This is a genomic window from Microbispora sp. NPDC046933 (genome assembly GCF_040644635.1).
In the GTDB taxonomy this organism is placed as follows: domain Bacteria; phylum Actinomycetota; class Actinomycetes; order Streptosporangiales; family Streptosporangiaceae; genus Microbispora.
The window spans coordinates 1-13,535 of sequence record NZ_JBEYWW010000042.1 but is presented as its reverse complement, the minus strand read 5'-3'; the positions used below and the strand labels follow the sequence as shown (position 1 = coordinate 13,535).

The following is a 13,535-nucleotide window of genomic DNA, read 5'->3' as shown; positions in this document are numbered from 1 at the left end:
GGCACCCCGCGCGGCGGCTCGGGTCCGGCCGCGCCCTTCGATGCGTCGCGTCTGACCGGACCCTCCGGCGGCGACCGGGGCGTGCCGGGGCCGGACCTGTGCGACGTGGCCGGGCAGCCGATGGGCCGCAAGGCGCTGGAGGTGTGCGCGGCCGGAGGGCACAACCTTTGGATGCTGGGCCCACCGGGGAGTGGCAAGACGATGCTCGCCGAGCGCCTGCCGACCCTCCTGCCGCCGCTCGACCAGGAGAAGGCCCTGGAGGTGTCGGCCATCCACTCGGTGGCGGGAACGCTGCCGCCGGGGCGTCCTCTGCTCACCCGGCCCCCTTTCATGGCCCCGCATCACAGCGCGACGATGGCGGCCGTCGTGGGCGGCGGGAGCGGAGGCGTCGTGCGGCCAGGAGCGGTGTCGCTCGCACATCGAGGCGTGCTCTTCCTCGACGAGGCACCGGAGTTCGCGACGACCGTGCTCGACTCCCTGCGGCAACCCCTCGAGTCGGGGACGGTGACCATCGCGCGGGCCGTCGGCACGGTCACGTTCCCCGCTCGGTTCATGCTCGTCCTGGCGGCCAATCCGTGTCCGTGCGGCCTGCAGGGAACGGTCGGACACCCCTGCAGGTGCACCCCCGCGGGCCGGCGCCGTTACCTCGACCGGCTCTCCGGGCCGCTGCTGGACCGCGTCGACGTGAAGGTGAAGATCGGCCGGGCCACCCGCGCCGAGTTGCTCGCGGACCGGCACTTCGTGGAGACCAGCGCGACCGTGGCCGAGCGGGTGAGGCTGGCGCGCGAGCGCGCCGCCAGACGGTTGGCCGGCACCCCCTGGCGCACCAACGCGGAGGTGGCCTCCTCCGCGTTGCACCGTGACTTCCGCCTGCCCGACGCCGCGATGACCCCGCTCCATCGAGGTCTCGACGTGGGCACGCTCAGCGCACGCGGTCTTGATCGCGTGCTCCGCGTCTCCTGGACGCTCGCGGATCTCGCGGGCAAGGACCGTCCGGGCCAGACCGAGACGTCGGCGGCCCTCGCACTGTGGCTCGGAGTGGATTGATGGAAGCGACTGAGTTCCCCACCGCGGCCGGCGCGCCGGTCGGCGACGCTCTCACCCAGGCGGCGGACGCCTCCGGCCCGGCCGGGGACGTCGGCGACGCCGCCGGTTCTGGAAGGGAGGAACGGCTGGCCCGCGTGGCGATCATGCGGATGGCTGAGGCAGGCGACGCGGTGATGGGCCGCTTGATCGCCCGCTATGGCCCCGTGGGCGCGATGGAGCAGGCGAAACGCGGCGTGCTGGCCCCTGGCTTCGCGCGTGATGAGAGGGACCGCGCCGAGGATTCCAGGCGCCACCTGGATCTCGCTCGGCATGCGGCCGCCTGGGCGGCCCGCTACACGGACCCGGCAGGCGACCTGGCGCAAGGCACGCAGCGAGGAGCGCGGCTCGTCGTTCCGGGTGACGTCGAATGGCCCACTCAGCTCGACGACCTCGGGGACGCCCGGCCGTTCGGACTGTGGGTGGACGGACGGGCGAACCTGCGGTTCTCCTGCCTGCGCTCGGTCTCCGTCGTCGGAGCCAGGGCCGCGACCGCGTACGGCACGACCGTGGCGGCCGAGTTCGCCATGAGTCTCGGCGGGCGCGGGTGGACGGTCATCAGCGGTGGCGCCTACGGGATCGACGGCGCCGCCCACCGGGGCGCGCTCGCCTCCGGAACGCCGACGATCGTCGTGCTCGCCTGCGGGACAGACGTGTGTTATCCCAGCGCGCACGAGGACCTGTTCCGCGCCGTGCGCGAGCAGGGCGTGGTGGTCAGTGAGTGGCCGCCAGGCGCACACCCCACCCGGCTGCGGTTCCTGATCCGCAATCGGGTGATCGCCGCCCTGTCCCGAGGGACCGTTGTCGTCCAGGCGGCCGCACGCAGCGGTGCGCTCAACACGGCCACGCACGCCTGGAGCCTGAACCGGCACCTGATGGCCGTGCCCGGTCCCATCACCACGGAGGTCTCCACGGGCTGCCACGTCCTGATCCGTCAGGGCAAGGCCGTCTGCGTCACCGCACCCGAGGAGATCATCGAGCTGGTCGGCTCCATTGGTGACGACCTCGCACCGGAGCGACGCGGGCCCGTGCGGCCTCGTGACGGGCTCAACGACGAGACCAGACGTGTGCTCGAAGCGATCCCCGCACGGGGCGCCACGGGTCCCGCCGCGATCGCCGTCGCCGCCGGTGTGGACATCGGGACGGCGGTCGCCTGTCTCGGCGCTCTGGCCGCCGCGGGGTTCGTCGAAAACGTGGACCGAGGGTGGCGGCTGCGGCCTGCCGCGCGCCAGTGAACGGGCGGCTTGCGGCGCCACAGGGGCAGCGGCGACACCATGGCGTACTGGGCGGACCCTTGCCGGCGCGGTTGTCGGCCCTCGCCCGGCTGTGACGGTGCCGACCGCGCGGGTGCAGCAGGCCGCCGCCCCGTCCTATCCGGCCACGACCATCCGCTTGACCGGCCGGGCAGGGCGGCCCGCGCTGTCGCACATACAGACACCGCGCGCCCGGCGTTCGGCGCTCCGCGGGATGAGATCGACGGATAGCATGCGGATCGTGTCCGTGTCTCCTGCCCGGGCTCGCGGGGACGAATGACTCAAGCGCATCGGATGCCGTCCAGGGGGCAAGGGACACGGCGCAAGGGACACAGCGCAAGGGAAACGGCGCAAGGGACACGGCGCAAGAGACGGCGCAAGGGGACACAGCGCAACGGACACGGCGGTCCGCGTCGACGGTCGTGCCGCATGGTCGCGCCACCGCGACTACGAGAGTCACCGGGCTCCGGCTCACCGGTGGGGCGGCGCCGGCCGCACCGGCACCGAGCCGGAAGCGAGGGGGAGGGACGTCGTGGCAACCGGCGAAGCGCAGGGTCGCGGGGAGTTCGACGCCGTCCTGGAGCGGTTCGAGCGGCATCTGCGTCTCGAACGGGACCTGTCGCCGCACACGCTCAGGGCGTATCTCGCGGACATCTCCTCGCTGTTCGCGCACATGCGGGCCGCCGGGCACGACGACGTGTCCGCTCTTGACGTCACCGTCCTGCGCGACTGGCTGGGGGACCAGCACCAGGCCGGACGCTCGAGGGCGACGCTGGCCCGCCGTTCCGCCTGTGCCCGGGTGTTCACCGCCTTCTGCCATCGGCGGGGATGGCTGGCGAGTGACCCCGGGTTGCTCCTCGGCACGGCGAAGGCCGAACGCCGGCTGCCCAAGGTGCTGGACCAGACCGAGGCCGAGGCCGTCCTCGGCACGCAGGGGCCGGGCGACCCCAGGGACCTGCGCGATCGGGCGATGCTGGAGCTGCTGTACGCGACCGGCATGCGGGTGAGCGAGTTGTGCGGCCTGGACGTGGACGACGTGGATCGGGGCCGCCGCACGGTCCGCGTGCTGGGCAAGGGACGCAAGGAGCGGACGGTTCCCTTCGGACTGCCCGCCCTGCACGCCCTTGACGCCTGGTGCGTGCGGGGCAGGCCCCTGTGGGTTCGCGAAAAGAGCGGCCCCGCGCTCTTCCTCGGCGCCCGAGGAGGCCGGATCGACCAGGGCACCGTCCGGCGCGTCGTGCACGCGCGTCTGGCGCAGGTCGAGGGCGCCCCCGACATGGGCCCGCACGGGCTGCGTCATACCGCCGCCACTCATCTGCTCGAAGGCGGGGCCGACCTACGATCCGTGCAGGAGATGCTCGGGCACGCCTCCCTGGCCACCACGCAGATCTACACGCACGTGTCCATCGAGCGGCTACGGGCGGCCTATCGCCAGGCCCATCCCCGCGCCTGAGGACACTGCCTGAGGGCACTGCCTGAGGACACTGCCTCAGCACCGCGCCGACCACCACACTTGACCAGCGCCTGACCACCGCGCCGACCACCACACTTGAGCACACCGCCTGACCGTCGCGCCCGAGCACTGGGGATGCGCGTCAGCCACGCCCCACCCACCGGCACGGCTGTCACCCGCCTGTCGGTCATCGTGGCGTCTGGCGGGCTCCGCTGACGGGCCAGCGGGGCAGGAGGCGGACCTGCCCCAAGCCGAACAGGAGGAGCGGGTCCAGGTAGAGACGCCCACGCAAGAGTCCCCAGTGCAGGCAGGAGACCATGCAGTGAGCGGCGCTGTCCTCCTCGACGGTGCCGATGACCTGACCGGCCGCGACGACGTCACCGGGCCGGACCAGTGCGCGGACCGGCAGGTAGGTGGTGCGCAGGCCACCGGAGTGCGAGATCGTCACGACCCCCCGGCCGGCGACCCGCTCCGCCAGGCCGACGGTTCCCGGTCCTACGGCCAAGACCTTCTCGCCGGGCCTCGCGGCCAGGTCCACGCCCCGGTGGCCGGCCAGCCACCGCTGCGGGGGCGGGTCGAAGCGCCTGATCGGGCGTGCGGGCCCGGAAAGCGGCCATCGCCAGCCGGTCGCCTCCCCATGCGGCCCCAGCGGGCCCGGCGCGACCGGCCCTACCGGCCGCGCGACCCCACGAGAGCGGGCCGCCCCCGCGGAGACGGCGTTCACAGCCCGATCCGGCCCCACCGGCACGGCCTCTCCAGCCCGATCCGGCCCCACCGACAGGGCGTCCTCAACCCGGTCAGGCCCCACCGGCACGGCCTCTCCAGCCCGATCCGGCCCCACCGACAGGGCGTCCTCAACCCGGTCAGGCCCGACCGGCGATCCGCCTGCCGGCCCGATGGAGCGACCGGGCCCGATAGAGCGACCCGGCCCGACCCTCTTCACGCGCGCGGACCGGGACGCCACACCCCCGAAAGCTCCCGGCGCCCTCGCCGTTGTGACGAGCGGCCCCATGGAGCCTGCGGCGGCCACAGGCCGGACGGCGCCGGATGGCCGGGTGAGGGCGACGGTCAGCAGGACCAGTACGAGCACGTACGCGACAAGACGCATGCCACGACGATGCGCCCCGAAGGCGTGCGCCGAGTGGCCGAACGCCGTTCTGGGGACAGGCGGCGCACGATCAGCTCGAGAAGCCCTCCTTGGGCATCTCGAGGTCGGGCTTGGCCAGTTCCTCGATGTTGACGTCCTTGAAGGTCACAACCCGCACGTTCTTCACGAAACGCGCCGGGCGGTACATGTCCCAGACCCAGGCGTCCTGCATCTTCACGTCGAAGAAGACATCGCCGTTCTCGGCGGTGCGGACGTCGAGGTCGACGGAGTTGGTGAGATAGAAGCGCCGCTCGGTCTCGACCACGTAGGTGAACAGGCCGACCACGTCGCGGTACTCCCGGTAGAGCTGCAGCTCCATCTCGGTCTCGTACTTTTCGAGATCTTCCGCGCTCATCCCGGTCCTCCTCTTCCACTCCCCGTCGGGATCCCACTGTCGAGGCCGACCCGTTCAGGCGACACCGGTCCCGACCTCATTCTCGCGCATGTCCTCATCCTGCCCCGTCCACAGGCCCCCGGCCGGGATCCTTGTCCCACGAGTCACCCTGGCCACCGTCACGAACGAGAACCGATGGTGGGGGCTGGGCCCGTGCCGGGCCAGGGCCCGCCGGTGGCCGGGGGTCACGTAGCCCTTGTGCAGGGCGAAGCCGTACTGCGGGTAGACCTCGTCGAGGCCGTGCATCAGCCGGTCCCTCGTCACCTTCGCCACGATCGAGGCCGCCGCAACGCACGCGGCGACCTGGTCGCCCTTCCACACGGCCAGCGACGGCGCGGGCAGCCCGGCCACCGGGAAGCCGTCCACGAGGATGTAACCGGGGACGAGCCCCAGCCCGGCGACGGCCCGCCGCATCCCCGCGACGTTGCACTTGTGCAGGCCGCGCGAGTCGATCTCCTCGGGAGGGATCACGACCACGCTCACGGCCCGGGCGGTCGCCGTGATCCGCTCGTAGAGGCGCTCGCGTACGGCCTCGGTCAGGAGCTTGGAGTCGCTCAGCCCGTCGATCTCCCGCCCCAGCACGACCGCGGCGACGACCAGCGGCCCGGCGCAGGCTCCGCGCCCGGCCTCGTCCACCCCGGCGACCGGCGTGAACCCCCGGCGGGCCAGGGCCCGCTCGTAGCCGTAGAGCCCGGAGTCCCGTCGTACGACACTCGGGCGCGGGCGATAGGCAGCTGTCATGACGACAAGCAGATTACGCCCCATTCGGGACCGGCGATACGGCCGGAACCACCACCGACGGCAAAGCCGCAGGTGAGATCAGCGTACGACGGAGAAAGTGCCGGGCCGGGAGAGGAACGAGATCCGGTTCAGCGGCCAGTAGCGCAGGAACGCCCGCCCGGTGACGTCGTCCTCGGAGATCGTGCCCTGGTGCCCGTCGTCCGTGTAGAAGCGCGAGTCCGCCGAGTTGTTCCGGTGATCGCCCATCAGCCACAGGCGCCCCTTGGGGACCTTCACGTCGAACTCACGGTCGGAGGGCTTGGCCCCCGGGTAGAGGTACTTGCCCTCCTCGTCCAGCGGCGTCCCGTTCACGGTGATGCGCTGCTTGGCGTCGCAGCACTTGACGTGGTCGCCGCCGACGCCGATCACCCGCTTGATCGTGTCCTCGCCGTCCCAGCCCTTGAAGACCACGATGTCGCCGCGCTCCACCGGCCCGAGCTTGTACGCGAGCTTGTTGACCACCACGTAGTCGTTGACCAGGAGCGTGTTCTGCATCGACTCCGACGGGATGTAGAACGACTGCAGCAGGAAGGTGTGGACCAGCAGGGCGACGACGACCCCGCCGAGCGTGTACATGAGGGTCTCCAGAAGGCCGGAGCCCTTCTTCTTCGCGGGCCCGCCCGTCTTTCCGCGGGTGCTCCGCTCGCCCTCGCCCGCGGTCTCCGCGGCCGGCTCCACCGGGTCCTCGGGAACGCCTTCCGCGGACCCGACCGGCCCGGCGGCGCCTAACCGACTCTCGTCGGCCTCTCCCACGGCTCTCTCCTCCGGCCCCGTCACGTCCCCCGTCGCGTCCCCCGTCACGTCCTACGCCTCACCAGCCGCCGGCGCAGGGCCACCAGTGGCACGGCCCCCGCGAAGCCCGCGACGAACGGCGCCGCCCCCAGGGCCGCCTGGAGCGCCGGCTGCGCGAACGTCTCCGGAATCGGCAGGATCTTGGCCCGGTTGAACGGCCAGACGATGACGAACGCGCGACCGATCACCTTGTCGGCGGGAATGGTGCCGCCGCCCGGGTCGCCCATGTGCAGGCGGGAGTCCCAGGACACCGAGCGATGATCGCCCATCACCCACAGGCGGTCCGGCGGGACGGTGACCTCGAACGGCCGGTCCGACGGCGCGTTCCCCGGGTACAGATACGACTTCTCGTCCAGCGGCACGCCGTTCACCGTGACCCGGCCCTGCTCGTCGCAGCACTTGACCTTGTCACCCGGCACGCCGATGACGCGCTTGATGTAGTCCTTCTCCCCCGGCACGACCCCGAACGCGGTGCCGAGCCAGCGCAGCCCGGCCGCGATGGGGTTGGACGGCTCCTCGAGCTTCACCTCGGGATCCCAGGAGTCCACCCCGGAGAACACGACGATGTCGCCGCGCTCGATGTCGCGTACGTGGTAGACCAGCTTGTTCACCAGCACCCGGTCGTTGATGAGGAGGGTGTCCTCCATCGACTCGGACGGGATGTAGAACGCCTGGACCACGAAAGACTTGATCAGCAGGGCCAGAGCGAGGGCGACCACGATCAGGACGGGCAACTCCCGCCAGAACGAGCCTTTCTTCTTCCCGTCCTCGGCGTTCTGCTTGACGTCTTCGGCGACCACGTCCACCCCGTCCTCGGCAGGGCGGCGCGTGCCCGGCCCCTGTCCCTCGCTAGCCATCGCTGCTGAGCCTAGATGATGTCCACGACGGCGAGCGCCGGGGACACCGCATCACCGGCAAAAAGAAAGTGGCCCGCGCCTGAGGCACGGACCACGATCCCCAAAGCCTTACTTGGCGGCCGGCTGCGCCTCGCGCTTCTCGCGGATGCGGGCGGCCTTTCCGCGCAGGTCACGCATGTAGTACAGCTTGGCCCGGCGGACGTCGCCGCGGGTCACGACGTTGATCTTCTCAATCACGGGGCTGTGAACCGGGAAGGTGCGCTCGACGCCGACGCCGTAGCTGACCTTGCGGACCGTGAACGTCTCACGGATGCCACCGCCCTGGCGGCGCAGGACGAAGCCCTTGAACACCTGGATGCGGGACCGGTTGCCCTCGACGACGCGGACGTGGACCTCCAGCGTGTCACCCGGGCGGAAGGCCGGTACGTCGCTGCGAAGGGCAGCCTTCTCGATCTCCTGGATCTGCGTGTGCATGGCGGCGGTTCCTCATTGACATGGGCACGCGGAGGTCCACCCGGCCGGCCCGGAGGCTCGGCGACGAGGGGGACACGCGCGCTTGGCTTGATACGTCTTGTCTGCCACGTCCAGGCCGGGCGCACCCGGCCATGCCGAAGTAGGCAGCAGCGATTCAGTCTGCCACATCTTCCGGCCCATCGCGAAACCCGGTGCGAAACCCGGTGCGAACCCCAGGGGGAAGCCCGGTGTGAGACGCGGCGGCGGCACGGCGCTCCTCGAGACGTTCCTCGAACTCCTCGATGACGCGCCGGTCGTGCTTGTCGAGGCCGTCCCGGTCGAACCGGGCGACCAGTTCCGGCCTCCGGTCGAGCGTACGGCGCAGCGCCTCGTCGCGCCGCCAGCGGGCGATCCTGCCGTGATGGCCCGACAGCAGGACCTCCGGCACCTCGTGCCCCCGCCACACCGGCGGCTTGGTGTAGACGGGGCCCTCCAGCAGGTTGGCCATGGCCCCGGGCGCGAAGGAGTCGTCGGCGACGGAGCGCGCGTTGCCGAGGACCCCCGGCAGCAGCCTGCCCACGGCCTCGACCATCACCAGGACGGCCGCCTCTCCCCCGGCTAAGACGTAGTCGCCGATGCTCACCTCGTCGGCGCGCAGACGCTCGCCGTACTCGGCGACGACGCGGGAGTCGATGCCCTCGTACCGCGCCGGGGCGAACAGCAGCCAGGGCTCCTCGGCGTACTCCAGCGCCACTTCCTGGGTGAACGGCCGGCCGCTCGGCGTGGGGACGATCAGCCGGGGCAGCGCGTCCTCCCCGGACGCGGCGCGTCCCTGCTCGATCACGGCGTCGACGGCCTCGCCCCAGACCTCCGGCTTCATCACCATGCCGGGGCCCCCGCCGTACGGCGTGTCGTCCACGGTCTTGTGGACGTCGTGCGTCCAGTCGCGGAGCTGGTGGAGGTGGATGTCGAGGATGCCGCGCTCGCGGGCCTTGCCCATGAGAGAGACGTCGAGCGGGGCGAAGTACTCCGGGAAGATCGAGATGATGTCGACGCGCATCTGCGGCCCCTACTCCGCCTCTGCGGCGTCGAGCAGCCCGGGCGGGGCGTCGACGACGAGGATCCCCTTGCCAAGGTCGACCTCGGGCACGAGCGCCTTGACGAACGGGACGTACGCCTCGTCACGGGAGGGACGGGTCACCACGAGCAGGTCCTGTCCGTGGTGGAGGACGTCGCTGACCTCGCCGACCCGCTCCCCCTCGGTGGTGACCACCGTCAGGCCGATCAGTTCGTGGTCGTGGAACTCGTCGGGGTCCTCGATCGGGGGCAGGTCCGCGGAGTCCACGACGAGCAGCGTGCCGCGCAGCGCCTCCGCGGCGTCCCTGCCCTCCACTCCGGCCAGGGTCAGCAGCAGGATCCCCTTGTGCCACCGGGCCCGCTCGACTGTCAGCGGACCGGCGGGCGCCGGGTCGGTGGCCAGCGTCGCTCCCGGAGCGAAGCGCAGATCGGGCTCGTCGGTGCGCACCTCGACCGTGACCTCGCCCCGCACGCCGTGCGGGCGGCCGATCCTGCCCACGACTAGCTGCACTTGTCGCCTACCTCCGCTACCGCTCCAACGCGGCTTCTACACGACGGTCCGAACGCCACCGCCCGGACCGGCCTGTCACATGAACCACCCGGAAGAGACCGTCCGAGGCCGGAAAACACGCCGGGGGACCCCGGTGCGGGGTCCCCCGGACGCGTCGTTCGGCTCAGCGCGCCTCTTCCAGGTCGACCAGGTCGATCCGCACGTACTTGCCGTTCGACAACGCGTTGACGACGGTGCGCAACGCCTTGGCCGTACGGCCGCCGCGGCCGATGACCTTGCCGAGGTCGTCGGGGTGGACCCGGACCTCGAGAACACGCCCGGTGCGAATGCGCCGCGCGCGGACCCGGACGTCGTCCGGATGCTCGACGATGCCCTTGACCAGGTGCTCGAGGGCCTCCTCGAGCACCTCAGGCCTCGCCTTCCGGCTTCTCCTCCGCGGCCGGGGCCTCGGCGGTCTCTTCGGCCTTCACGGGCTTCTTGGCCTTCTTCGGCGTGGTGGCGGCGGCGCCGGTGTCACCCGACAGCGACTCCTTGGCGGCGGCCTCGTACGCCGCGTGCCGGTCGGGCTTGGGCTCGGCGACCTGGAGCGGCGTGGCGGGGGCGGGCTCGCCCTTGAACTTCTGCCAGTCGCCGGTCAGCTTGAAGATCTTCAGGACCGGGTCGGTCGGCTGCGCGCCGACGCCCAGCCAGTACTGCACCCGCTCGGAGTTCACCTCGATGCGCGAGGGGTTCTCCTTCGGGTGGTACAGGCCGATCTCCTCGATGGCACGGCCGTCCCGCTTGCTCCGGGCGTCGGCGACGACGATGCGGTACTGCGGGTTGCGGATCATTCCGAGCCGCTTGAGCTTGATCTTGACTGCCACGGGTGTGGTCTCTCCTGCATTAGAGCGTGGGTGAGCGGTGTCTCATCGAGTGGGGCACGACGGGAGCCCGCCCGAGGGACAGGCGCGACCGGCGGGGGTGAGAGGGCACCCGCCTGGCCACGATGTTCCAGCCTGACATTCTGCCAGATGATTCCCCATGCTCCGCAAAGGACGGTTCCGCCGTCGTCCTGATTTCGGCACCGATACGCCCAGGGCTCCGGAACGGGCATGCGAACTGATCGGGCGGGTAGGCCGTCCAAAGGTTATGCGACTGACGAACAGGACCCTTACGGCCGGAGCGGCGGCCCTCGCCCTGCTGGCCGCCGGCTGCGGCGCGAGCGCCCCGCCCTCCGCGGCCGCCGCGGCCCCGGCGACGACCTCCGCCACAACGACGACCCCGAACATGACGACGGCCCCGAACATGACGACGACCCCGCGCGCCGCCGGGGACACGGGGCGGGCCACCGCCGCGGGCACGGCGTCCGTCCGGTACGGCGCCGCGGCACGAACCCCGGCCACACGAAGCACGGGCGCCGCCCCCGAGCGGTGCCGTACGACGGGATTGCGGGCCCGCGTGGGACGGCAGGACGCGGCGGCGGGCAACCGCTACGCGCCGCTCGTGCTGGCCAACACCTCGGCGAAGACCTGCTGGGTGTACGGCTTCGTCGGGCTCGTCCTCATCGACGGGCGCGGCGACGTGCTGCGTACGCGGACCCGCCGCGAGAGCGTCACCCCGCATCGGGTCACGCTGCGCCCGGGCGCGAGCGCGCACGCCCGGCTTCACTGGACGGTGGTGCCGAGCGGGCCCGAGACCCGGTGCCCCGCCTCGGCCCGGCTGATGATCATTCCGCCGGACGAGGTGGCGCACCTGGAGGTCCCGTTCGCCGCGACGGTGTGCGACGACGGCAGGATCGACACCAGGCCGATGGCCCCAGGCGCGAGCCTCTGACAACGCCGCGCGAGCCTCTGACAACGCCGCGCGAGCCTCTGACAACAGGCGCGAGCCTTTGACAAGCAGGGCGAGCCTTTGACCCAGCCGCCCGCCGAGAACCGGCGGGCGGGCGGCCGGGGCCGTCAGTTCTGGCCGGGCAGCTTCAGCTTCGACGGGTCGAAGCCGGGCGGCAGTTCCAGGCCGGGGGGCAGCTGACCGCCGCCGACGTTGCCGAGCAGGCCCTTGGGCAGCTTCGGGGCGTCCGACGACGACGCGTTCGCGCCGGCCTTGCCGAGCGCGGCCTTGCGCGGGTCGCCGCTGACACGGCGGCCCTTCTTGGGCTTCTGCGCCTTCTGCTTGCGCCCGCCGGGCATGCCCGGGATGCCCATGCCCTGGGTCATCCGCTTCATCATCTTCTGTGCCTCGAAGAAGCGGACCACCAGGTTGTTCACCTCGGTGACCGTGACGCCCGACCCCATGGCGATGCGCGCCCGGCGCGAGCCGTTGATGATCTTCGGGTCCTGGCGCTCGCCGGGCGTCATGGAGCGGATGATCGCCGCGATGCGGTCCAGGTCGCGGTCGTCGACCTGGTTGAGCTGCTCGCGCATCTGCCCCATGCCCGGCATCATGCCGAGCAGGTTCTTGATGGGCCCCATGCGGCGCACCATCATCATCTGCTCGAGGAAGTCCTCCAGCGTGAAGCCGTCCCCGGAGACGAGCTTGCCCGCCATCTTGGCGGCCTCCTGCTCGTCGAACGTCTTCTGCGCCTGCTCGATCAGGGTGAGGATGTCACCCATGTCGAGGATCCGGCCCGCCATGCGGTCGGGGTGGAAGGCGTCGAAGTCCTCGAGCTTCTCGCCGGTGCTGGCGAACATGATCGGCCGGCCGGTGACGTGCCGCACCGACAGGGCGGCGCCGCCTCGGGCGTCGCCGTCGAGCTTGGTCAGGACCACACCGTCGAAGCCGACGCCGTCCATGAACGCGCGGGCCGTGCTGACCGCGTCCTGGCCGATCATGGCGTCGAGCACGAACAGGACCTCGTCGGGGGTGACCGCGTCGCGGATGTCGGCGGCCTGCTTCATCAGCTCCTGGTCGATGCCGAGGCGGCCGGCGGTGTCGACGATGACCACGTCGTGCTGCTGGCGGCGCGCGTGGTCCACCGACTGCCGGGCCACCGCCACGGGGTCGCCCACGCCGTTGCCCGGCTCGGGGGCGTACACCGCCACCCCGGCCCGCTCGGCCACGACGGTGAGCTGCTGCACCGCGTTGGGCCGTTGCAGGTCGCAGGCCACGAGCAGCGGGGCGTGCCCCTGCTCGCGCAGCCACTTGGCGAGCTTGCCGGCCAGGGTCGTCTTACCGGAGCCCTGGAGGCCGGCCAGCATGATCACGGTCGGCGGGTTCTTGGCGTAGCGCAGCCGCCGCGTCTCGCCGCCCAGCACCTCGATGAGCTCGTCGTTGACGATCTTCACGACCTGCTGCGCGGGGTTGAGCGCCTGGGAGACCTCGGCGCCGCGGGCCCGCTCCTTGACCCGGGCCACGAAGTCCTTCACGACCGGCAGCGCGACGTCCGCCTCGAGCAGCGCGATGCGGATCTCGCGGCAGGTCGCGTCGATGTCGGCGTCGGAAAGCCTGCCTTTGGACCGAAGGGAGGAGAAGACCGAAGTCAGCCGGTCGGAAAGCGTCTCGAACACGTGTTTGGCCAGCCTCGAAGCGAGTGGACGGGTCGGTGAACCATCAGTCTCCCCAGACTATCCGCCCGCGCGCCCTTCACGCCCGTGCCGCCGTGGCGCGGATCGCCGGTGCTGTCCGTTCCCGGTCCTCACCGGGCCGCGCCCACGTGGGACGCCAGGGCGTGTTCGACGAGCGTGATCAGGGTGCTCTTGACCGACTCACGGTCACGGGCGTCGGTACGGACGATCGGGACCCCCGGCGACAACGTCA

The 13,535-nt window shown here is 71.6% G+C and carries 13 protein-coding genes and 3 pseudogenes; 4 read left to right on the top strand and 12 right to left on the bottom strand.

The genetic code is table 11. The annotated features are described in order from the left end of the window. Positions 1-78: 78 nt before the first annotated feature. The 3 genes and pseudogenes from ABZ857_RS37710 to ABZ857_RS37700 form a co-directional block, all read left to right on the top strand. Positions 79-1,047 (top strand): annotated as a pseudogene (locus tag ABZ857_RS37710) (ATP-binding protein); the annotation flags it as partial. Further along, complete coding sequence (gene dprA, locus ABZ857_RS37705) at positions 1,047-2,318, top strand: DNA-processing protein DprA (RefSeq protein WP_357053488.1); 1,272 nt, start codon at positions 1,047-1,049, stop codon at positions 2,316-2,318. The pseudogene ABZ857_RS37710 and the gene dprA, both read left to right, overlap by 1 nt. A gap of 550 nt (positions 2,319-2,868) precedes the next feature. Further along, on the top strand, positions 2,869-3,789 hold the full coding sequence (locus tag ABZ857_RS37700; RefSeq protein ID WP_357053485.1) for a tyrosine recombinase XerC: 921 nt from the start codon (positions 2,869-2,871) through the stop codon (positions 3,787-3,789). 187 nt (positions 3,790-3,976) lie between these two features. Here ABZ857_RS37700 and ABZ857_RS37695 read toward each other — a convergent pair whose 3' ends face one another. The 10 genes and pseudogenes from ABZ857_RS37695 to rpsP form a co-directional block, all read right to left on the bottom strand. Next, positions 3,977-4,513, bottom strand: a complete 537-nt coding sequence (locus ABZ857_RS37695; RefSeq protein ID WP_357053482.1) for a M23 family metallopeptidase — start codon at positions 4,511-4,513, stop codon at positions 3,977-3,979. A gap of 454 nt (positions 4,514-4,967) precedes the next feature. Then, positions 4,968-5,291 (bottom strand): DUF2469 domain-containing protein, encoded by a 324-nt coding sequence (locus tag ABZ857_RS37690; protein ID WP_036327164.1) that lies wholly within the window; start codon positions 5,289-5,291, stop codon positions 4,968-4,970. 54 nt (positions 5,292-5,345) lie between these two features. Further along, positions 5,346-6,071 (bottom strand): ribonuclease HII, encoded by a 726-nt coding sequence (locus ABZ857_RS37685; RefSeq protein ID WP_357053479.1) that lies wholly within the window; start codon positions 6,069-6,071, stop codon positions 5,346-5,348. A 78-nt stretch (positions 6,072-6,149) separates the two neighbouring features. Next, positions 6,150-6,863 carry a signal peptidase I gene (gene lepB, locus ABZ857_RS37680; protein WP_357053476.1) on the bottom strand — a complete coding sequence of 238 codons (714 nt, stop codon included), beginning with the start codon at positions 6,861-6,863 and terminating at the stop codon, positions 6,150-6,152. Positions 6,864-6,907: 44 nt separating this feature from the next. Continuing rightward, positions 6,908-7,759 carry a signal peptidase I gene (gene lepB / locus ABZ857_RS37675; RefSeq protein ID WP_357053473.1) on the bottom strand — a complete coding sequence of 284 codons (852 nt, stop codon included), beginning with the start codon at positions 7,757-7,759 and terminating at the stop codon, positions 6,908-6,910. Between the two features lie 108 nt (positions 7,760-7,867). Further along, complete coding sequence (rplS, locus tag ABZ857_RS37670; protein ID WP_139580156.1) at positions 7,868-8,233, bottom strand: 50S ribosomal protein L19; 366 nt, start codon at positions 8,231-8,233, stop codon at positions 7,868-7,870. Positions 8,234-8,507: 274 nt separating this feature from the next. After that, positions 8,508-9,272, bottom strand: a pseudogene (trmD, locus tag ABZ857_RS37665) (tRNA (guanosine(37)-N1)-methyltransferase TrmD); the annotation flags it as partial. 9 nt (positions 9,273-9,281) lie between these two features. Continuing rightward, on the bottom strand, positions 9,282-9,800 hold the full coding sequence (gene rimM, locus ABZ857_RS37660) for a ribosome maturation factor RimM (protein WP_357053469.1): 519 nt from the start codon (positions 9,798-9,800) through the stop codon (positions 9,282-9,284). Positions 9,801-9,963: 163 nt separating this feature from the next. Then, complete coding sequence (locus ABZ857_RS37655; RefSeq protein WP_079320659.1) at positions 9,964-10,206, bottom strand: RNA-binding protein; 243 nt, start codon at positions 10,204-10,206, stop codon at positions 9,964-9,966. Position 10,207: 1 nt separating this feature from the next. Beyond that, positions 10,208-10,663, bottom strand: coding sequence for a 30S ribosomal protein S16 (gene rpsP, locus ABZ857_RS37650; RefSeq protein ID WP_357053466.1), 456 nt, complete (start codon positions 10,661-10,663; stop codon positions 10,208-10,210). A 265-nt stretch (positions 10,664-10,928) separates the two neighbouring features. Between rpsP and ABZ857_RS37645 the strand changes: the two genes are divergently transcribed. After that, complete coding sequence (locus ABZ857_RS37645; protein WP_357053463.1) at positions 10,929-11,612, top strand: DUF4232 domain-containing protein; 684 nt, start codon at positions 10,929-10,931, stop codon at positions 11,610-11,612. Positions 11,613-11,737: 125 nt separating this feature from the next. Here the strand turns inward: ABZ857_RS37645 and ffh are convergent, their stop codons facing one another. Both ffh and ABZ857_RS37635 read right to left on the bottom strand, forming a co-directional pair. After that, complete coding sequence (ffh, locus tag ABZ857_RS37640) at positions 11,738-13,285, bottom strand: signal recognition particle protein (RefSeq protein ID WP_357053460.1); 1,548 nt, start codon at positions 13,283-13,285, stop codon at positions 11,738-11,740. A gap of 128 nt (positions 13,286-13,413) precedes the next feature. Next, positions 13,414-13,535 (bottom strand): annotated as a pseudogene (locus ABZ857_RS37635) (ATP-binding protein); the annotation flags it as partial.